The sequence below is a fragment of the Pseudonocardia halophobica genome (assembly GCF_027922425.1).
In the GTDB taxonomy this organism is placed as follows: domain Bacteria; phylum Actinomycetota; class Actinomycetes; order Mycobacteriales; family Pseudonocardiaceae; genus Pseudonocardia; species Pseudonocardia halophobica.
Map to the genome: position 1 here is coordinate 188,580 of NZ_BSFQ01000009.1, position 19,413 is coordinate 207,992.

Sequence of the window (19,413 nt, forward strand, 5' to 3'; positions counted from 1 at the left end):
ACGACACTGCTCCCGGTCGCGCCGCGGGCGCGGAGGGGGTGCGGGAGCGGTGCCGTCCGGGCTGGTGGGTCGCGACCGCGAGCTGGCCGCGCTGACCGGCATGCTCGCGGCCGCGCTCACCGGCGACCCCCGGCTCGTGCTCTGCGGCGGCGAGCCCGGAATCGGCCGGACTCGGCTCGCCACGGAGCTCGCGGCGCGGGCCGCCGCAGACCGCGTCCCGGTCGCATGGGGTGCGGGCGCCGGGCCGGACGTCGCGCCGCCGTTCCTGCCCTGGCGCCAGGTCCTGCGCGGGCTCCCCGGTCCCGCCCCACCGGCCGGCGGGTCCGACCTCGCCCCGCTGACCGACGGGGTGGCGGCCGTCGAGGAGGAGGACCGGTTCCGGCTGTTCGACACCGTCGTCCGGGTGCTGCACGCGGCGGCGGAGCCGGCCGGGCTCCTCGTCGTGCTCGACGACGTCCACCGGGCCGATCCCGCGTCGCTGCGGCTCCTGCACCACGTGGCCGCGCAGCTGCGCGGCGGCCGGTTGCTGCTCGTCGCCACCCACGACGACACCGCCGGACCGGCGTCCCTGCCCAGCGGGCCGGCGGTCGACCGCCTCGCGCTCCGCCGGCTCCCGCCGCAGGCCGTCGCGGTGCAGCTCGCGGATGTCGTCGGGGCCGCGGTGCCCGTCGATCAAGCCGAGCGGGTGCACGAGCTCAGTGCCGGAAATCCCTTCCTCGCCGCCGAGCTGGGCCGCGACCTCGCCGAGGGACGCCCGATCGGCGTCCCGGTCGGCGTGCGCGAGGCCGTCGGGCGGTGGCTGGGCCGGCTCTCCCCCCGGTGCCGCCACGAGCTGCGCATCGCGGCGGTGCTCGGCCCGTGCGTCGACCTCGTCGTCCTCGCCGCCGTCGTCGGCCGGCCGCTGCTGGAGTGCCTGGACCCGATCGACGAGGCGGCGGACGCCGGCCTGCTCGAACCGGGCGACGCGCCCGGCCGGTACCGGTTCGTCCACCCCCTCGTCCGGGACGCCGTCGAGGCCGGCCTCCCGGGCGGCGAGCGGGTCCGGCTGCACCGGGCCGCCGTCGACGCGATCCTGCGCCACGCCGGCGACCGGGTCGATCCCCACCTCGCGGACCTCGCCCGGCACTGGGCGGCCGCGGCCGTGGCCGGCGAGCGGGCCGAGGCGTCGGCGTGGATCGAGCGGGCGGCCGCTGCCGCCGTGCGCACGCTCGCGTTCGAGGAGGGCGCCCGGCTCTACCGGCTCGCACTCGACGTCGGCGACGCCGCGGTCGACGCCGTGACGCGCCACCGCCTCCTGACCGGCCTGGCCGCGGCCCGGTTCCGCGCCGCGGATCCGGCCGGGGCGGTGGCGGCGGCCGGCGAGGCGATCGCCGTGGCCCACGGGCCGGACCGGCCCCGGCTGGTCGCCGACGCGGTGCTCACCCTGGGCTGCACCAACGACCAGGGCCTCGACCGCACCGTGCGCGCGCTGTGCGAGGAGGCGCTCGCCGGGGCCGTCACGGGACCCCGCCGGGCCCGGCTGCTCGCCCTTCTCACCGAGACCGACATGTACCTCGAGGACGTCGCGCAGGCCGACTCGGCCAGCCGCGAGGCGCTCGCCGCCGCCGAGGGCTGCGGGGACGCGTCCGCGCTGGTGGCGGCGCTGCGGGCCCGGCAGCTGGCGCGCAGCGGGCCCGACGGCGTCGAGGAGCGGACCGTCCTGGCGCAGCGCCTGCTCGCCGCGACGACGGCGCGGGACGAGGCCCGGCTGTGGGCGCACCTGTGGCTCATCGATGCCCTCGTCGAGCGCGGCGAGCTGTTCGACGCCGCCGCCGAGCTGGACCGCCTGGAGTGGGTGGCCGGGCGGTACGGCGGGGCGACCGCGCGGTGGCACGTGCTGAAGGTCAAGGCGATGCTGGCCCAGGCCCACGGCCGGCTCGCCGAGGCGGCCCGGCTGGGCGCGGAGGCCTTCGCCGCCGCTCCGGGGAACGGGACGGGCGGCGCCGTGGGATCGCGGCTCGCGCTGCTCACCGCCGTGGACCACCACGCCGGCACCGCGACCGCGCTCGAGGCGCTCGCCGCGGCCGGCGGTCCCCTCGCCGCCGGCTCGGGCTACCGCATCACCTTCACCCTGGGTCCCGCGCTGATGCTCACGGACGCCGGGCGGCTGCCCGAGGCCGGCGCGCTGTACCGGTCGCTCGGCCCGCCCGCGGGCTGGCGCCCGGCCCCGTTCTTCCTGCTGACGGTCCTTTCGGCCGGCGTCGCCGTGGCCGGCGCCCAGGGCGCGGCCGCCGACGTCGCCGCCCTGCGCGGACTGCTGCTGCCCCACCGTGGGCGGCACGTCGGCTCCGGCGCCGGCGTCGCGCACTACGGCGGGCCCGTCACGCTCCATCTGGGCTCGGCCGCCGCACGCCTCGGCGAGCTCGACACGGCCGTCGACGAGCTGCGGTCGGCGCTGGCGACCTGCCGCACCGGCGGCGCCGCGGGGTACGCCGTGGAGGCGCAGACGGAGCTCGCGGCCGTGCTCGCGCGCCGCGGACGCACCGACGACCTGGGCGAGGCGGCAACGCTGGTCGCCGAGGGGCGTACCGCGGCGGAGGGCCTGGGCATGCCCGGGTTCGCGGCCCGGCTCGCCGCCCTCGACGAGCGGCTGCGCCGCGCCCCGGCCGCCCTGCTGACCGCGCGCGAGCGGGAGGTCGCGGCATGCGTCGCGCGCGGGATGAGCAACCCGCAGATCGCCGCCGCGCTCGTCGTCTCCGAGCGCACCGCGCAGAACCACGTCCAGCACATCCTCACCAAGCTCGGGTTCTCCCGCCGCAGCCAGATCGCGGTGTGGGCGGTGCACAACCTCGGCACCCGGACCTGAGTAGGCGGCGGAGTATTTCGGCGGACGCGGGGGCCGGGCCCGCCCGCCTAGCGTCGACGCGTCCGGACGTCCCGAGCCACGGGGAGGCCGTCATGGCGTTCGCCACCATCACCGCGATCCCGGCCGGGACGCTGGCCGGGTACCGGGAGATCGCCGCGCTCGTCGCCGGCGCCGGCCGGCCGGACGGGTTGCTCGTGCAGGTCGCGGGCGAGTCGGAGCAGGGCCTGCAGATCGTGTCGGTCTGGGAGTCGGGCGTGCAGCACGACCGGTTCGTCGCGGAGCGGCTGCACCCGGCCCTGCGCCGGGCCGGGCTGCCCGCGGACCCGGGCCCGCGGCACGTGGAGTTCGAGGTCGGCGAGCTCGGCATCGCGGCGGCGCTCGCGCCGTCGGGCTCGTGAGCGCCGCAGCGGCCGTCCGCCCCGCAGGGGGTCGGGACGGGCGGTCGCCGGTGCTGGTCGGCGCGGTGTCCGGGCTGGCCTGGGCCGCTGCCCTGCGCGCGTTCATGGTCGAGGTCGCGGGCCCGGCGTCGACGTTCGGCTGGATCGGGACGTTCGAGGGGATCCTGCTGCCCGGCGCGGTCGCCGGCGGCCTGCTCGGCTGGGCCGAGCACCTGCGGCGCACCGGCCGCCACCACCCGTGGCTCGCCGCCGCACCACTGGTCTTCGTGCTCTTCAGTCCCTGGGTCGTCGTCTCGATGTTCGTCGACGGTGGTCTGGGCGGGGGTGCCCTCGCGGTCCCGTTGTTCGGCATGGCCGGCGGCTACGCGCTGGCCGGGCGCGGCTCCCGTCCGGCGCGGTGGGCGGCCGGGGCGTTCGCCCTCGTCCCGGTCCCGACGTGGCTGGTCGCGGCGTCGGCGGCCGGGCTCGGACCGCCACTGGGCAGCGCACGCGGCGCGTGGACGGCGGTGCTCTTCCTGTCCCTGCTCGCAGTGCTCTCGCTCGGGTGTGCGCTCCCGCATCGCGGCCCTCCGGACCCGTCCCGGCCGGCGTGGCGGCTGGTGGTGGCCGGTGCGGTGTGCGGTCTGGCGTGGGGCGCCGGCATGCGGGGGTTCATGGCGGCCGTCGCCGAGCCGGTGTCGACCGTCAGCTGGTTCGGGACCTTCGGCGTGATCCTGCCCGCCGCCACGATCGTCGGTGGCCTGTTCGGGCTGGCCGAACACCGGCGGCGCACGGGCGGGCGCGCTCGGTGGCGCCGGCTCGCGCTGTCGCCGCTGGTGTTCGGGGTCGACCCGGGCGCGCTGGTCCTGGTGCTGCCCGCGATGGCGGGCGGCTACGCACTGTCCGGACGGGGGTCCCGGCGCGGCCGGTGGTCGACCGGGTCGGCCGCACTCCTGCCCGTCCCGGCCTACCTGCTCGTGGTGCACCTGCTCGACGACATCGGGTCGCTGCTCACCCCGCACGGCGCGTGGGCCTCGGTCCTGCTGTTCTCGTGCTATGCGGTCCTGGTCGTCGCGTGCGCGATCCCGCACCGGGCCGTCGGGCCGGGCACCGGCCCGGCCAGGACCGCCGTGCCGGCCATCGGCGCGGTGCCGGGCGATCCGGGCGAGGGCTCCTAGAAGCCGATCGGCAGGCCCGCGTAGTTCTCGGCGAGGCCCATCCGTCCGGCTTCGCTGGCCGCGACCCAGCGCAGCTGCGAGAGCTGCAGCTGGGCGTCGAACGGGTCGCCGGACCGGTGCAGCATCGTCGTCATCCACCAGGAGAAGTGGGTGCAGCGCCAGACCCGGCGCAGGGCCGTGTCGGAGTAGGCGTCGGCGAGCGCGGGGTCCTTGTCGCGCAGCAGCGCCGCCAGGGCCGGGGCGAGCAGCGCGACGTCGGCCACGGCGAGGTTCAGCCCCTTCGCGCCGGTGGGCGGCACGATGTGGGCGGCGTCGCCAGCGAGGAAGAGGCGGCCGTGCCGCATGGGCTGCTGCACGAAGCTGCGCATCGGCAGCACGGACTTCTCGGTGACGGGGCCGGGGGTCAGCGTCCACCCGTCCTGGCCGTGGCCGAGGCGGGTGGCGAGTGCGTCCCAGATCCGGTCGTCGGACCACTCGTCGATGTCGGTGCCGTTCGGAACCTGCAGGTAGAGCCGGGAGACGTGCTCCGAACGCATGGAGTGCAGCGCGAAGCCGTCCGGGTGCCAGGCGTAGATCAGCTCGTCGGTCGACGGCGCGACGTCGGCGAGGATGCCCAGCCAGGAGTACGGGTAGACGCGCTCCCAGGTCTGCTTGACCGAGTCCGGCACGGCGGCGCGGGAGGGGCCGAAGGAGCCGTCGCAGCCCACGACCACGTCGGCGTCGATACGCTCGGCGGTGCCGTCCGGGCCGGTGAAGGTGACGTACGGCTGCTCGGTCTCCAGGTCGTGCACCGCGGTGTCGGTGACCTCGTAGCGGATCTCCTGGCCTGCGGCCTCGCGCGCCTTCCCGAGGTCCTTGGTCACCTCGGTCTGCCCGTAGACGGTGACGCTGCGGCCGACGAGGTCCACGAAGTCGAGGTGGTGGCGCTCGCCCGGCCACTGCAGGTAGATGCCGCGGTGCTCGTCGCCCTCCCGGGCGAGCCGCTCCCCCAGCCCCACCTCGTGCAGCAGCTGCACGGTGGAGTGCTCCAGGATGCCCGCGCGGATCCGCGCCTCGACGTACTCGCGGGAACGGGTCTCGACGATCACGGACTCGACGCCCGCGCGGTCGAGCAGGTGGGACAGCAGGAGCCCGGCGGGGCCGGCGCCGACGATGGCGACCTGGGTACGCATGGGAGGAGTGTGTCCGCCCGGCCGCCCGGCGCCTAGCGTCGGCTTTCACTCAGTGGAAAGCGAACGGCCGATGCCGGCCGCCGCGACCTGCAGTGCGGCCACCAGCCGGGCCCGGCCGCGCCGCAGGTCGGGCACGACGAGCCCGAGCGCGGCCACGACCTCGCCGTCCGCTCCCCGTCGGACCGGGACCGCGACGGAGCAGGCGCCGGGGCTCATCTCCTCAACGGTCTGCGCGAACCCCTCGCGGTGCACCCGGCGCAGCTGCTCGCGCAGCCGGCCGGGCTGGGTGATCGTGTACGGCGTGACGCGCGAGAGGTCGGCGAGGACTGTCCGCAACACGTCGTCCGGGGCGTGGGCGAGCAGCACCTTGCCGACGCCGGTGGTGTGCAGCGGGAGCCGCCCGCCGACCCGGCTGACCACGGGCACCGTCGTGCGGCCGGAGAGCCGGTCCAGGTAGAGCACCTCGGTGCCGGCACGCTCGGCGAGATGCACGGTCGCGTGGGTCGCGGCGTAGAGGTCGTGCAGGAAGGGCGCGGCGACCTGCCGCAGCTCCGCCTGCACGGGCGCGAGCAGCCCCAGGTCCCACACCCGTCGTCCGACGACGTACCGGTCGCCCCGCCGCTCCAGCCCGCCCAGCCCGACGAGCTCCCCCGCCAGCCGGTGCGCCGTCGCCAGCGGGAGTCCGGCCCGCTCGGCCAGCGCGGTCAACGACAAGGTCCGGTGCTCGGCGTCGAAAGCCCCGAGCAGCGCGAACACCCGTGACGCCACACTCGCCCCCGGAGTCGACAGGTTGCCCGCCACCCTCCGATCCTCCCACTCAGCGGAAACTTTGCCGCGAGTCGGGAGTTCCGGCACCGCGAGTCGGGAGCTCCGGCACCGCGAGTCGCGAGCTCCGGCACCGCGAGTCGCGCCCGCGACAAGTGGCACCACAAGTCGACGGCAGGTGAGGCTTAAGCGGGGTGACGGAGGGTGGCGACACACCCCGAGGAGGAGACGTCATGACCGCCCCACCCACCACCCCCGACCTGCTGGGCATGCGCCTGGCGCACCGCATCATGCGCGGCGACCTGCACCGGCTGACCGCCGTCGCGCAGCGCCTGGCCGCCGGCGAGCCCTGCGACGGCCGCCGCGCGAAGGCCCTCACCCGCTGGGTGGCGACGCTGGCCGACGAGATCCACCACCACCACACCGTCGAGGACGAGCTGACCTGGCCGCTGATCGAGCACAGCGCCGGCACCGCCGTCGACCTCACCGTGCTGTCCGACGACCACCGCGCCCTCGACCCCCTGCTCGACCGCCTGCGCCGCGCGGCCGCCGGCTTCCTCGACGCCCCGATCTACCCCGAGCGCGCCGCGGTCCTCGCCGACGCCCTCGCCCGCGTGCGCGACGAGCTCGACGAGCACATCGAGAACGAGGAGGCCGAGCTCTTCCCGGTGATCGAGCGGTACGTCGCGGCCGCGGACTGGCAGGAGATGGAGAAGGCCATCCGCAAGGGCGGCCCGCCGATGGGTTTCGTCCTGCCCCGGATCGCCGAGGTCACCACGCCGGACGAGCTGGCCGCGATCAAGGCGGAGGCCGGCCCGGTGCTCGTGCTCCTGCTCGCCCTGCTCCGCCCCCGCCACGCCCGCCGCGTCAGCCTCGTCTTCGGCACCCCGTGAGTGCTGACTGCCCCTAGAGGGGCACTTGCCACTCACGACATCGGTTGACCTGCGGAAACCCGGTCGAGTTCGGCGAGCGACGCGGCCGCCCGCGCCTCCCAGTGGGGCGAGCCGAGCCGGCGCGCGATCGCACCGGCGCGCTCGAAGTGGGCTCGCCGCTCGTCGACCGGCCTTCCCAGCACTCCGCCGAGCTCGCCGAGGTGCTGCGCGACGGGGCCGAGCGTGACCGTCCCGCTGCCGAGCCCGGCCAGCTGGTCGGCCCACGGCCCGAGCTCGGCCAGGCAGGCGGCCGCGGCCTCCCGGTCGCCGAGCGCGACCGCGACCTCGGCGCGCAGCCCCATGAACAGCAGCCAGTAGTAGGTGCGCGGCGGGTGCAGGTCGGGCCGCCAGAGGGCGCGGGCCTCGTCGACCCGCCCGGCGGCGACCAGTGCGCGGGCGGTCGGGTCGGTGATGGCGATGGGGATCCGGGCCTGCAGCGCCGCGAAGGCCGGGGCCAGCTCGGCGAGCCTGCCCTGCGCGTGCCGGACCCCGAACAGCCCGAAGAGGCCGAGGGTGTCGGCGTTGATCGCGCCGACGGACTCCATGGCGGCCTGCACCGTCGCGTACCCCTGCTCGGCCCGCGCGAAGTCCCCGGCGACGACGGCGCGCAGCGCGGCGAAGATCGCCGCCCACGCGAGCGTCACGCCGAGCTGGCCGCCGGAGGCCGCGGCGATCGCGGCGTCGGCGTGCCGCTGCGCCCCGTCGAGGTCGAACCGCTCGCAGGCGATCATGAAGAGCAGGTGGTGGCCCTCGGAGCGGTACCCCGCCAGCCCGGCCCGCTCCGCGGTCCCCAGCAGCTCGCGCCCCACCCCCTCGAGCTCGTGCCGGAGGTCGGGGCCCAGCGCGGCGAAGGAGCGGGCGTTGAGCACCCGGCACCGCAGCAGCGGGTCGCCGAGGCCGGTCGACAGGTCCATGGCCTCGGCGGTCAGCCGGCGGACCCGGACGTCGTCGTGGGACTCCAGCTCGAACGTCAGCGCGACGAGCAGCCGGCACCGCGTCGCCGGGTCGAGGCCGGGCTCGGCGAGGGCCCCGTCGAGCAGGCCGACGAGCTCCGCGTCGACGGCGACGTCCTGCCGGATCGTCCACGAGACCGGCGCGTCGTAGCTGGTCAACGCCGCGACCAGGGACGCGGTGCCGCGCGCACGGTCGACCGCGGCACGGCGGGCACCGACGGCCGCGGCCACCTGGCCGGCGTGTGCCAGCGCGGAGACGTGCCCGCAACGCAGGGCGACCTCGTGGTCGACGCCGACGCCCGCCGGGCCGGCCAGGTCGATCGCGGCCGCCCAGAGCCGCGCCGCGTCCCGGTGCGCCCCGAAGCCCGCGGCCTCGTGCGCCGCCGCCTCGACGTGCCGCACCGCGACGGCCGCCGGCACGGCCGGGCCCGCCTCGAGCGCGTGCCGGGCGAGGGCCGCGGGATCACCGGAGCCGGCCTCGACCGCGGTCAGCGCCGCCGCGTGCAGGCGGGTGCGCCGGAGCCGTGGCAGGTCGGCGTCGAGGGTGTCCCGGACGAGGGCGTGCGCGAACCGGACCCGGCCGGGTGCGGGCTCGGTCAGCAGGCCCGCGAGCACGCCCAGCTCGAGCGCGTCGAGCACGCCGTCCTCCGAACCACCCGCTGCGCCGGCCAACCGGACCAGGGTGTCGATGTCGACCTCCCGGCCGAGCACCGCAGCCTGGCCCAGCACGGTCCGGGCGGGCGCAGGGAGCCGCGCGACCCGGCGGCGCAGGACGTCCCGCACCCCGGCCGGGATCGCGTCAACTGCGGCCCCGGTGCCCTCGACCGCGATCAGCCGGGCGGTCTCGCGGACGAAGAGCGGGTTGCCGTCCGTGCGCTCGGTGACCAGGGCGACCGTGTGCTCGTCGGGATCGGCGACGCCCTGCCGGGCCAGCAGCGCGCGCACCTCCGGCCCGGTCAATCCGGCCAGCGCGATACGGTCGGCGACCGGCCCGGCGAGGGCGGCCAGCGTGGCGGCGAGGTCCGGGCCGACCTCGGTCGGCCGCAGCGTCGCGACGACGAGTACGGGCGCCGCGCCGAGCCCGCCGACGACCGCGCGGAGCAGCTGCAGCGTCTCGTCCTCGGCCCGGTGCAGGTCGTCGAGCACGAGCAGCACCGGCCCGCCCGCCGCGGCGCCTCCGACCAGCTCGACGACGGCCCGGGACAACCAGAACGTCTCGCCGACCTCCTCCCGCCCGGGCCCGGCGGCCCGCAGCGGGGCGAGCCGCGCGGCGAGCTCGTCGGGCACCGGTGCGGCCCGGGCCAGCTCCTCGACCAGCTCGGTCCAGGCCCAGCCGGGCGGGGCGCCGTCGACCTCCGGGCACCGGCCGAGCGCGGTCGTCCACCCCGGGAGGCCCGCCCGGAACGCCTCGACCAGGGCGGACTTGCCGCCACCCGCGTCGGCCTCCACGAGCACGACGGCCACCCCGAACCGGGCGCGCTCGGCCGCGGCGCGCAACCGCTCCAGTTCGGCGGCCCGCCCCACGATGGCCGGTCCGGGCTCCGGCGCGACGGCGCGGGGCGCGCCGGGGTGCGGCGCGACGGGGTGCTCGGCGTGGGTGAGGACGTCCTGCTCCACCGCCCGCAGCTCCGGCCCCGGGTCGACGCCCAGCTCCTCGGCCAGCCGCGTGCGCGCGGCCGCGAGCACCGCGAGCGCGTCCGCCTGGCGGCCGGTGCGGTAGAGGGCGAGCGCGAGCAGCCGCACCGCGTTCTCGCGCAGGGGATGGTCGCGCAGCAGGAGCTCGAGATCGGGCACGACGTCGGAGGCCCGGCCCCGCGCGAGCCGGGCCTCGGCGAGCCGTTCGGTCGCGACGAGCCGCAGCTCGCCCAGCCGCGCGGCCTCCGGTGCGGCCCAGCGTTCGTCGGCGAACTCGGCGAGGGCGGGTCCCGACCAGGAGCGCAGCGCCTCGGCCAGCAGCTCCTCCGCCCGGTCCGGCGGGGCGACCGCGGCGGCGTCGAGCAGGGCGCCCACGCGCCGGGAGTCCAGGCCGTCGGCGGGCAGCCGCAGCGCGTACCCCGGCGGCTCGCTGACCAGCACCGTCGCCGGCGTGCGGGGCCGCCGGTCCGGTTCGAGCACCCGCCGCAGGTGCGAGACGTGGACCTGCAGGGCGCCGAGCGCGCGGGGTGGCGGCTCGCCGCGCCACAGGTCGTCGACGAGCAGGTCGGTGGAGACCACCTCGCCGCCCGCCACGGCGAGCCGGGCCAGCACCGCGCGCTGCCGCGGCCCGCCCAGGTCGACGGGCACGCCGGCGACCTCGGCCCGGACCGGGCCGAGCACCGCGACCCGGACCACCACGGCGTCAGTCAACCCGATCTTCGCGCGCCCGCCCAGATCGGGCGGGCAAAACAGTCGGTCGTGCCGGGAAACCCGGCCGCGGCCGACTACCCTCCCGGGCATGGCCGCACCGACCCCGCGTCGCACCCAGGGCGAGCGGCGGGCCAGCAGCCACGCGCTCATCCTCGACGCCGCCGTGCGCAGCCTGATGGAGGACGGCTACTCCGGCGCCACCACCGTGACCATCCAGGAGCGCGCCGGGGTCTCCCGCGGGCGGCTGCTGCACCACTTCCCCTCCCGGACCGCGCTGCTCGTCGCCGCCGCCCAGCACCTCGCCGTCGAGCGGATCACGGACATGGAGAGCTGGCCGCACGCCACCGCGAGCGGCGCCGAGCGCATCGACCGGGCGGTCGAGCTGCTCTGGGAGACCTTCCGCCAGCCCTACTTCTGGGCCGCGATGGAGCTGTGGACGGCCGCCCGCACGGACGAGACCCTGCGCGCCGAGCTGCTGCCGGAGGAGCGGCGGCTGGGCCTGGCGATCCAGCACGTGGTCGCGGCGCTGTTCGGGCCGGTCCACTCCACCCACCCGGCGTTCGACGACGTCCGGGAGCTGATGTTCACCAGCATGCGCGGCGTGGCGCTGACCTACGCGATCGACCCGCGCGACCCCACCACGGACCCGCACCTGGACCTGTGGAAGCGGCTCGCGCGGCAGATGCTCACCGACGGTCGAACCTGACCGGTACCCGCGAGAGGACACCATGGAGTTCGAGACGCTCACCGTGGAGGCGAAGGACGGCGTCGCGCAGCTGCGGCTCGACCGGCCCGCCCAGGCCAACGCGCTGAACCGGACGCTCTGGTCGGAGCTGCGCACGGCCGTCGACGCGCTCGACGCCGACCCGACCGTCCGCGTGGTGGTGATCGCGGGCAACGGGAAGCACTTCTGCGCCGGCATCGACCTCGAGATGCTCGGCAGCCTGCGCGCCGGCGCGGACTGCGCGGGACGGGCGGCCGAGGCCCTGCGCCGCACGATCCTCGACCTGCAGGACGTGATCACCAGCGTCGAGCGGTGCCGGGTGCCGGTGATCGCGGCCGTGCACGGGGCGTGCGTCGGCGCCGGGATGGACCTCGCCACCGCCTGCGACCTGCGGTACAGCACCGAGGACGCGCGATTCGTGGTCAAGGAGATCGACATGGCCGTGGTGGCCGACGTCGGCGTCCTGCAGCGGCTGCCGCGGATCGTCGGCGAGGGCGTGACCCGCGAGCTCGCCTACACCGGCCGGACCGTCAGCGGCGGCGAGGCGCTCGGCCTGCGGCTGGTCAACGGCGTGTACCCCGATGCCGAGGCGCTCGCCACCGGGGTCGCCGAGCTGGCCGCGTCGCTCGCCGCCAAGCCGCCGCTCGCCCTGCGCGGCACCAAGCACGCGATCACCTACGCCCGCGACCACACCGTGGCCGACGCGCTGGACCAGGTCGCCACCTGGAACGCGGGCACGCTGATCTCGGCCGACCTCGACGAGGCCCTGGCCGCCGCGAAGGAGCGCCGCCCCGCCGTCTACCGCGACTAGAGCGCGGCCTCCTCGGCCGAACAGGTGATCGCGGTTGAGTGTCAAACGACCGTTTGGCAGTGTCGGGCCCACACCGAGGGAGGTGGGAACATGCCGCGGATCACGCCGCTGCCCGTCGACGAGTCCGGCAACGCGGTCACCAACAGCGTCCTGGCCAGGACGATGGGCCGGCGCCCCGAGATCCTGAAGGCCTTCGCCCGGCTCGACGCGGCGACCCGGTTCCACGGGCTGCTGCCGGGGTCGCTCAAGGAGGCGCTGCGCCGGGCCACCGCGGGTGAGATCGGGTGCGAGTACTGCGCGTCGTTGGACACCGGCGACCGTCCCGGCGCCACCGACCGGCGCGAGTCGCTCGCCGTGGCCTTCGCCCAGCTCATCGCGCAGGACCCCGCCGGGATCACCGACGCCCAGTTCGACGTCCTGCGCGAGGAGTTCACCGAGGACGAGATCGTGGAGCTGGTCGCGTTCGTCTGCCTGGTCGGGGTGGCCGGCCAGATGTTCGGCGCGGTCATGGGGCTGGAGGCGGCCGATCCCGCGGAGGCGGCCGAGTACCAGCGGGTGATCTCCGGCCGTGGGTGACCGGCTGCGCGGCCTCGCCGTCGTGGTCACCGGGGCCGGGTCGGGGATCGGCCGGGCGGCCGCCGAGGCCTTCGCCGCGGAGGGGGCGGACCTCGTCCTCGCCGATCGCGACGCCGACGCCGTCGAGCAGGTCGCCAAGGAGACCGGCGGCCTCGCCGTGGCCACGGACGTCACGGACGAGGCCCAGGTTGCCGCGATGGCCGCGGCGGCCGTCGACGCCTTCGGCCGGATCCACGGCCTCTACGCGAACGCCGGGATCGACGGCGCAGGGCGCGCCCACGAGCTCACCCACGCGCGGTGGTCCCGGGTGCTCGACGTGAACCTCACCGGCACCTGGCTCACCATCCGCGCGGTGCTCCCCGCCATGCTCGCCGCGGGCGGCGGCTCGATCGTCACACAGGCCAGCACCGCGGCCCTCACGGGCGTACCGGACCTGGCTGCCTACAGCGCGGCCAAGGGCGGCGTGACCGCCCTGACCAGGCAGATCGCCGTCGACTACGGCCGCGAGGGGATCCGGGCCAACGCGTTGTGCCCCGGTACCGTCTGGACCCCGCTGGTGGAGCGCACGTACGCCGGGCGCGGCGGGGACGCCACGTTCGGCTCGATGGACGCGATGCGGGAGCGGGCGGCGCGCGGCTACCCGCTGGGCCGCCTGGGCACCCCCGCCGAGATCGCCGCCTTCGCCCTGTTCCTGCTCTCCCCCGAGTCGTCCTGAATCAGTGGCGGTGTCTTCGCCGCGGACGGCGGCTACACCGCGCGCTGAACACCCCTGAGAGGAGCGACGTCGTGACCGACGACCCGCTGCGCCCGCTGTACACCTACCTCGACCGCGTCGACGCCGGGGACGTCGACGCCGTCGGCGCCCTGTTCACCGAGGACGGCGTCTACGACATCCTCAACACCGAGCACCGCGGACCGGCGGACATCGTGCGGTACCTGCGGACCGCCCTGTCCGCCTGGGAGCGGACCAGCCACCACGCGAGCAACCCGTTGGTGGACGTCGCCGGCGACACCGCCCGGATCTCCGCGAGCCTCTACGCGTACCACTCCGCCGGCGAGGCCGTCTGGCACTTCTGGGGTCGCTACACCCAGCGCCTCGTCCGCCGCGGCGACGGCTGGGCCATCGCCCACATGGCGCTGATCGGGATCGCGTCGGACCCGCCGGGCGATCCGGCGCAGTTCACCGGGCACCCCGACCGCCGGCCCGTCGAGGCGCCGTGACCCCGCCGCAACGGGATCGTCGCTGGTCGGCCGTGGTCGTGAGTGGCAACTGCCCCTCTAGGGGCAGTTGCCGCTCACGGGTCACGCGAAGTGGACGTACTCGTAGTCGAAGGGCTGGCCGTTGATGCCGTTGGTCGGCGGGGCGATCCAGCCGGCGATCTTGCCGGGCTCGTAGACCGGGCGCATCAGGTTCTGCACGTGCGCTTTGTCGCCGGCGCTGGGCAGCCAGGAGTCCTCCTTGGCCTTCCACGCGTCCTCGCCGACGACCTCGCCCGAGGGCGTGACGTTGTGCTCGGAGAACAGCCCGACCTGCCGGTTGAAGCCGACGTGCGGCAGGTACAGCGACTCGTCGAAGCCGTTCTTGGCCAGGATGCGGTTCCAGCGCTTGAGGCCGGACTGACAGTCCTTGACGTACTCGTTGCGCAGGTCGAGGTTGAGCGCGAGCAGCGCGGAGACCTCGTCGGTGGTCATCCGCCCGTCCTTGACGGTGTCGATGGTGAAGGCGTCCTCGGTGAGCCGGTGGTCGTCCTTGCGGCGCTCCTCCTGCCAGCGGCCCTTCAGGCCGGCGGTGAAGTAGTTGGCCGCGTTCGTGGACTGCTCGGAGCCGAACAGGTCCAGCGACACCGAGTAGTGGAAGTTGATGTACTTCTGGATCACGTCCAGCGGGATGCCGCCGTGCGGGGCGACGTCGGCGGTGTCGTGCTCGCGCATCAGCTCGCAGGTCCGCGTGACCACCCGGTCGATGCCGGTGGTGCCCACGAACATGTGGTGCGCCTCCTCCTTCAACATGAACTCGCAGGTGCGCGAGAGCGGGTCGAAGGCGGACTCCTTCAGCGTGCCGAGCTGGTACTTCCCGTCCCGGTCGGTGAAGTACGTGAACATGTAGAAGGACAGCCAGTCCGGCGTCTCCTCGTTGAACGCCCCGAGGATGCGCGGGCTGTCGACGTCGCCGGAGTTGCGCTGCAGCAGCGCCTCGGCCTCCTCGCGGCCGTTGCGGCCGAAGTAGGCGTGCAGCAGGTACACCATCGCCCAAAGGTGCCGGCCCTCCTCCACGTTGACCTGGAAGAGGTTGCGCAGGTCGTAGAGCGACGGGGCGGTCTCGCCCAGGCGGCGCTGCTGCTCCACCGAGGCCGGCTCGGTGTCGCCCTGGATCACGATCAGCCGCTGCAGGTCGGCGCGGTACTCACCGGGCACCTGCTGCCAGACCGGCTCGCCCTTCTGCTCGCCGAAGGCGATCCGCCGGTCGTCGCCGCGCTCGGCGAGGAACACGCCCCACCGGTACTCCTCCATGGCGACGTGCCCGAACTGCGCCCAGCCCTCCTTGCCGACGTCGACCGCCGTGCGCAGGTAGACGTCCTGCGTCGGGACCGCCGGGCCCATCGTCTTCCACCAGTTGAGGAAGTTCGGCTGCCACGACTCCAGCGCACGCTGCAGCTTGCGGTCGCTCGCGAGGTCGACGTTGTTGGGGATCTTCTCGGAGTAGTCGATGCTCATGTGCTCACACCCGCTTGCGATCGAATTCGGCCTTGCGTCCCGTGCCGTAGCGGCGCAGCGCCCCCTCCGGACCGGAGGCGTTGGGCCGCACGAAGATCCAGTTCTGCCAGGCGGTCAGCCGCCCGAAGATGCGCGTCTCCATCGTCTCCGGGCCGACGAACCGGTGGTTGGCCTCCATGCCGGTCAGCGCGTCCGGGGACAGCGACGCCCGCTCCTCCAGCATGATCCGGATCTCGTCGTCCCAGTCGATGTCGTCCGGCGCGTCGGTGACCAGGCCCAGTTCGAGGGCCTCGCGGGCCTCGATCCGCCGGTCGGTCTCCTGCCGCAGCTTGGCGACGTGGTCGTCGTCGCCCCAGAACCTGCTGGCGAGCCGGGACAGGCCGTTCCCCATCGGGAAGGCGCCGAAGTTGCCGGCCGACAACATGATCTGGGCCTCGTCGCCCTGCTCGGAGTCGTCCTCGTCGAGGGTCCCGTCGAGCATGTACTGCCGGTCGCAGGCCAGGGCCAGCTCCAGCAGCGCGCCGGCGAAACAGGAGCCGGGCTCGATCAGCGCGATCAGCGACCGCGAGGTCACGTCGAGCCGCTTGAGCACCCGCTTGAAGTAGTGCCGGATCTCGTTGACCAGCCAGTCGTCCTTCGAGTGCTCGGCGATGAGCCGTTCGAAGGCCAGCGCGTCCTCGACCTCGCCGCGCGTGCGGACCAGCCACGTGCCCAGCTCGAGCTCGTTGGCGCGCAGCCGCAGGATCAGGTCGTCGAGCTCGCGGGTCATGGCCAGCGGCCAGAACGCCTCGCCCAGCTCGTGCACCCGCTCCAGGGACTCCGGCACCCCGCCGTCCGGCCCGGACACGGTGATCTCCACGAGGCCGCGGGCGCGGTCGAACTCGGCCTTGACGTGCCGGTAAGCGATCCCGTCCGCCGTCACGTCGGGCTCCAGCGGGGGCAGCGCGACACCCTGCGCGTCCGTCGGCCGGGACGACGCGGCGGCGGCCTCCCGCGCCCGCTCGGCCACCGTCTCGGCCCACACCCGCTTCGGGATCGTCTCGTCGACGAGCTTCCACTCCACGGCCTGCTTGCCGCGGATCCCCTCGGCGCGGGTGGCGAACACGTCCGCCCGGTCCTTGCGCACCTTGCGCTTGTCCGTGACCCGGGTCAGCCCGCCGGTGCCGGGCAGCACGCCCAGCAGCGGGACCTCGGGCAGCGAGACGGCGGAGGAGTTGTCGTCGATCAGCAGGATCTCGTCGCAGGCCAGGGCGAGCTCGTAGCCGCCGCCGGCCGCGGTGCCGTTGACCGCCGCGATCCAGGTCTGGCCGGAGTTCTCGGTGGCGTCCTCGATGCCGTTGCGGGTCTCGTTGGTGAACTTGCAGAAGTTCACCTTCCACGGGTGCGAGCTCTGCGCCAGCATCCGGATGTTGGCGCCCGCGCAGAAGTTCTTGTCCTTCGCGCTGGTCACGACCACGGCCCGCACGCCGGGGTGCTCGAACCGCAGCCGCTGGGTGGCGTCGTAGAGCTCGATGTCCACGCCCAGGTCGTACGAGTTCATCTTCAGCTCGTAGCCCGGCACGATGCCCGCCGTCTCGTCGACGTCGAGGGTCAGCGTGGCCACCTCGCCGTCGACCTCGAGCCGCCAGTGCCGGTACGCGTCGGGCGACGTGGCGAAGGAGACCTCGGGTACCTGCTCCTCGCCGGACGGGTCGCTCACTCCGGGCCTCCTGTCGTCGCTGCCAGGTCGGGAAGGGATACCTCGTGCGGTGGTACCCGACACTCTACAACGCTGAGGCTGAGCGTCAACGATCTGTGGAACGTCCGAACGAGCGGCGACACCGCCTTCGGCGTCGACGGGCTCTGCGCCGGTCGCCGCGACCCCGTCGCACCACACGTGGTCGAATGGAGGCCGTGGGTGACGAGCGCGCACAGGCCGGCCCGGAGCAGCTCCCGGCGCCGGAGGCCCTCCTCGCCGCGCCGGGGTACGTCGCGCGGCGGTTGCACAGCGCCTACACCGCGGCCTGGCAGCGCCACGTCGACCCGCTCCTCACCGGCCCGCAGTTCGCGGTGCTGACCGCGGTCGACGCCTACCCCGGCGTCGAGCAGGGGTCGCTGGCCCGGGCCGTCGCGCTCGACCGGTCCACGATGGCGAGCATCGTGCGCCGACTCGAGGACCGCGGACTGATCACACGGGTCACGCCGCCCGAGGACGGGCGCAAGCGGCTGCTGCACCTCACCGAGACGGGCTCGACCACCCTGCAGCAGGCCTACGACAAGGCTCGGGCGCTCGACAAGCTGCTGATGCGCGGCATCGAGCACGCCGAGGAGACCGCGCTGCTCACCCGGCTCAACGGCATCGCCGAGCACTGGGAGTCCCTGGTCGACGACTGATCCGCGAGTCGGGGTCTGGGCTCCCGCGAGTCGGGGCCTGAGCTTCGCGAGCCCACACTTCCCGCATCGCGGGCCGGGAGCTGGCGACCCGCCGAAACCCACAGCGCGACCCGCCGGAACCCACAGCGCGACCCGCCGGAACCCACAGCGCGACCCGCGGAGGCCCACGGCGCGACCCGCAGGTGTTGCCGACCCGTGTTTCCCGGTTTCTGACGCGTTACAGCTTGCGTGACCCCTTGCGCTCCGGGATCGTCAGTGTTCGGATTATCTCAACGGGCGGCGCACGGCATCGCCCTGAGCTGCCGGATCACGGCGGCACCGGCGGGGACGGCGCACCGTCCAGAATGGATCTCACCCGGGAGGGCACGTGGCCAGCCAGTCGTTCACGGTCACCGTCGTCGGCGGCGGGCTCGGTGGTCTCACCACCGCGCTCGCGCTACGTCGGCGGGGGCTGCGCACGGTCGTCCTCGAGCAGGCGGCCCAGCTCGGCGAGGTGGGCGCGGGCATCCAGACCGCGCCCAACGCCAGCCGCATCCTGTTCGGGCTGGGCCTGCGGAAGAAGATGCAGGCCATCCGCACCGCGCCCACCGACCAGGTGCGCCGGCGCTGGCAGGACGGCAGCATCATCGCCTCGCTGCCGCTGGGCGAGCGGGTGGTGCGCGAGTACGGCGCGCCGTACTGGCACTACCACCGAGCCGACCTGCACCGGATCCTGCTCGACGCGTGCCTGGACCCCGAGGGCCCGGGCCCGGCGACCGAGGTCCACACCGACTCGGGCGTCGCGGAGGTGGACCGCACGGACCCGGCCCGCCCCGTCGCCGTCACGGCGGACGGCCGGCGCTTCGCCGGCGACGTCCTGGTCGGCGCGGACGGCATCCGCTCGCGGGTCCGCGACGCCGCCGGCTTCGACGACACGCTCGTCTTCTCCGGGGAGATGTGCTACCGCGCGCTGATCCCCGGCGACAAGATCGCGGCCGACCCCGCGACCCGCTTCCTGCTCGACCGCTTCCACTCCACGATCTGGTACGGGCCCGAGCGGCACCTCGTGCACTACTTCGTCCGCGGCGGGGAACATCTCAACGTGGTCGCGGTCGTCCCGAACACGCTCGACACCACCGACGCCTGGACGCTCCCGGCGACGGCGGACGAGCTCGTCGACGCCTTCCCCGGCTGGGACGACCGGGTCGCGGCCATGCTCTCCAAGGCCGAGGGGGACGCGTCGAAGTGGGCGCTGTTCCGCCGCCGGCGCGACCCGGTGTGGGTCGACGGCCGGGTCGCCCTGCTCGGCGACGCCTGCCACGCGATGCTGCCCTACCAGGCCCAGGGCGCGTCGCAGGCGATGGAGGACGCCGCCGTCCTGGCCGAGGAGCTCGGCGCCGTGACCCGCGACGGCATCGACGCGGCACTGATCCGCTACGTCAACCGCCGGGCCACGCACGCCGGCATGGTCCAGGACGCCTCCCTCGAGAACATGCGCTTCTACCACCTGCCCGACGGCCCGGAGCAGCGCGGACGCGACGCGCAGCTGGCCGACTTCCGGGGTGAGTCGGACGTCTCGTACGACTGGCTCTGGGGCGGTTCGCCGCTGAACGACCCCGACACCGAGTCCCACTCCTACCCGTTCGCCCGCTGACCGCACCCCACCG

General features: G+C 75.1%; 16 protein-coding genes. 11 read left to right on the plus strand and 5 right to left on the minus strand.

Going from position 1 to position 19,413, the window contains the following annotated elements:
* Nucleotides 1-64: 64 nt before the first annotated feature.
* The 3 genes from PKE99_RS13810 to PKE99_RS13820 all read left to right on the plus strand — a co-directional run bounded on the left by PKE99_RS13810 (nucleotide 65) and on the right by PKE99_RS13820 (nucleotide 4,400).
* Complete coding sequence (locus tag PKE99_RS13810) at nucleotides 65-2,845, plus strand: helix-turn-helix transcriptional regulator (RefSeq protein WP_156067736.1); 2,781 nt, start codon at nucleotides 65-67, stop codon at nucleotides 2,843-2,845.
* Between the two features lie 92 nt (nucleotides 2,846-2,937).
* Nucleotides 2,938-3,243 carry a hypothetical protein gene (locus PKE99_RS13815; protein ID WP_037048427.1) on the plus strand — a complete coding sequence of 102 codons (306 nt, stop codon included), beginning with the start codon at nucleotides 2,938-2,940 and terminating at the stop codon, nucleotides 3,241-3,243.
* Nucleotides 3,240-4,400, plus strand: coding sequence for a hypothetical protein (locus PKE99_RS13820; protein WP_156067734.1), 1,161 nt, complete (start codon nucleotides 3,240-3,242; stop codon nucleotides 4,398-4,400). Before PKE99_RS13815 ends, PKE99_RS13820 begins: the two co-directional genes overlap by 4 nt.
* Here PKE99_RS13820 and PKE99_RS13825 read toward each other — a convergent pair.
* Together PKE99_RS13825 and PKE99_RS13830 are read right to left on the minus strand one after the other, a co-directional pair.
* The gene (locus PKE99_RS13825) at nucleotides 4,397-5,572 is read right to left on the minus strand and encodes a 4-hydroxybenzoate 3-monooxygenase (protein ID WP_037048426.1); all 1,176 of its coding nucleotides are present in this window, start codon (nucleotides 5,570-5,572) and stop codon (nucleotides 4,397-4,399) included. The genes PKE99_RS13820 and PKE99_RS13825 overlap by 4 nt on opposite strands.
* Before the next feature lie 45 nt (nucleotides 5,573-5,617).
* Nucleotides 5,618-6,373 (minus strand): IclR family transcriptional regulator, encoded by a 756-nt coding sequence (locus tag PKE99_RS13830; protein ID WP_037048425.1) that lies wholly within the window; start codon nucleotides 6,371-6,373, stop codon nucleotides 5,618-5,620.
* 197 nt (nucleotides 6,374-6,570) lie between these two features.
* Here PKE99_RS13830 and PKE99_RS13835 point away from each other — a divergent pair, with 197 nt between their 5' ends.
* A complete protein-coding gene (locus PKE99_RS13835) occupies nucleotides 6,571-7,230 on the plus strand; it encodes a hemerythrin domain-containing protein (protein WP_037048424.1) in 660 nt (219 codons plus the stop codon).
* 32 nt (nucleotides 7,231-7,262) lie between these two features.
* Here PKE99_RS13835 and PKE99_RS13840 read toward each other — a convergent pair whose 3' ends face one another.
* The gene (locus PKE99_RS13840) at nucleotides 7,263-10,568 is read right to left on the minus strand and encodes an ATP-binding protein (protein WP_197040725.1); all 3,306 of its coding nucleotides are present in this window, start codon (nucleotides 10,566-10,568) and stop codon (nucleotides 7,263-7,265) included.
* A gap of 88 nt (nucleotides 10,569-10,656) precedes the next feature.
* On the opposite strand from PKE99_RS13840, the gene PKE99_RS13845 reads away from it, so the two are divergent.
* The 5 genes from PKE99_RS13845 to PKE99_RS13865 all read left to right on the plus strand — a co-directional run bounded on the left by PKE99_RS13845 (nucleotide 10,657) and on the right by PKE99_RS13865 (nucleotide 13,900).
* On the plus strand, nucleotides 10,657-11,274 hold the full coding sequence (locus PKE99_RS13845; RefSeq protein WP_037048423.1) for a TetR/AcrR family transcriptional regulator: 618 nt from the start codon (nucleotides 10,657-10,659) through the stop codon (nucleotides 11,272-11,274).
* A 22-nt stretch (nucleotides 11,275-11,296) separates the two neighbouring features.
* A complete protein-coding gene (locus tag PKE99_RS13850) occupies nucleotides 11,297-12,103 on the plus strand; it encodes a crotonase/enoyl-CoA hydratase family protein (RefSeq protein WP_037048421.1) in 807 nt (268 codons plus the stop codon).
* Between the two features lie 90 nt (nucleotides 12,104-12,193).
* Nucleotides 12,194-12,679 carry a carboxymuconolactone decarboxylase family protein gene (locus tag PKE99_RS13855; RefSeq protein ID WP_051737753.1) on the plus strand — a complete coding sequence of 162 codons (486 nt, stop codon included), beginning with the start codon at nucleotides 12,194-12,196 and terminating at the stop codon, nucleotides 12,677-12,679.
* On the plus strand, nucleotides 12,672-13,394 hold the full coding sequence (locus PKE99_RS13860; RefSeq protein ID WP_051737752.1) for an SDR family NAD(P)-dependent oxidoreductase: 723 nt from the start codon (nucleotides 12,672-12,674) through the stop codon (nucleotides 13,392-13,394). The genes PKE99_RS13855 and PKE99_RS13860 overlap by 8 nt, the downstream gene beginning before the upstream one ends.
* 71 nt (nucleotides 13,395-13,465) lie before the next feature.
* The gene (locus PKE99_RS13865; RefSeq protein WP_051737751.1) at nucleotides 13,466-13,900 is read left to right on the plus strand and encodes a nuclear transport factor 2 family protein; all 435 of its coding nucleotides are present in this window, start codon (nucleotides 13,466-13,468) and stop codon (nucleotides 13,898-13,900) included.
* Nucleotides 13,901-13,981: 81 nt separating this feature from the next.
* On the opposite strand, the gene boxB is transcribed toward PKE99_RS13865, so the two are convergent.
* Both boxB and boxC read right to left on the minus strand, forming a co-directional pair.
* Complete coding sequence (boxB, locus tag PKE99_RS13870) at nucleotides 13,982-15,394, minus strand: benzoyl-CoA 2,3-epoxidase subunit BoxB (protein WP_037048418.1); 1,413 nt, start codon at nucleotides 15,392-15,394, stop codon at nucleotides 13,982-13,984.
* Between the two features lie 4 nt (nucleotides 15,395-15,398).
* On the minus strand, nucleotides 15,399-17,093 hold the full coding sequence (boxC, locus tag PKE99_RS13875) for a 2,3-epoxybenzoyl-CoA dihydrolase (protein WP_037048415.1): 1,695 nt from the start codon (nucleotides 17,091-17,093) through the stop codon (nucleotides 15,399-15,401).
* A gap of 185 nt (nucleotides 17,094-17,278) precedes the next feature.
* On the opposite strand from boxC, the gene PKE99_RS13880 reads away from it, so the two are divergent.
* Together PKE99_RS13880 and PKE99_RS13885 are read left to right on the plus strand one after the other, a co-directional pair.
* Entirely contained in the window at nucleotides 17,279-17,767 is a 489-nt protein-coding gene (locus tag PKE99_RS13880) for a MarR family winged helix-turn-helix transcriptional regulator (RefSeq protein ID WP_037048411.1), read from the plus strand.
* 367 nt (nucleotides 17,768-18,134) lie between these two features.
* Nucleotides 18,135-19,400 (plus strand): FAD-dependent monooxygenase, encoded by a 1,266-nt coding sequence (locus PKE99_RS13885; RefSeq protein WP_037048407.1) that lies wholly within the window; start codon nucleotides 18,135-18,137, stop codon nucleotides 19,398-19,400.
* Nucleotides 19,401-19,413: the final 13 nt, after the last annotated feature.

Coding starts and splice junctions, on each gene's coding strand:
- PKE99_RS13815 (WP_037048427.1), top strand. CDS start 2,938: ATGGCGTTCGCCACCATCACCGCGATCCCGGCCGGGACGCTGGCCGGG.
- PKE99_RS13825 (WP_037048426.1), bottom strand. CDS start 5,572: ATGCGTACCCAGGTCGCCATCGTCGGCGCCGGCCCCGCCGGGCTCCTG.
- PKE99_RS13835 (WP_037048424.1), top strand. CDS start 6,571: ATGACCGCCCCACCCACCACCCCCGACCTGCTGGGCATGCGCCTGGCG.
- PKE99_RS13845 (WP_037048423.1), top strand. CDS start 10,657: ATGGCCGCACCGACCCCGCGTCGCACCCAGGGCGAGCGGCGGGCCAGC.
- PKE99_RS13850 (WP_037048421.1), top strand. CDS start 11,297: ATGGAGTTCGAGACGCTCACCGTGGAGGCGAAGGACGGCGTCGCGCAG.
- PKE99_RS13855 (WP_051737753.1), top strand. CDS start 12,194: ATGCCGCGGATCACGCCGCTGCCCGTCGACGAGTCCGGCAACGCGGTC.
- boxB (WP_037048418.1), bottom strand. CDS start 15,394: ATGAGCATCGACTACTCCGAGAAGATCCCCAACAACGTCGACCTCGCG.
- PKE99_RS13880 (WP_037048411.1), top strand. CDS start 17,279: ATGGAGGCCGTGGGTGACGAGCGCGCACAGGCCGGCCCGGAGCAGCTC.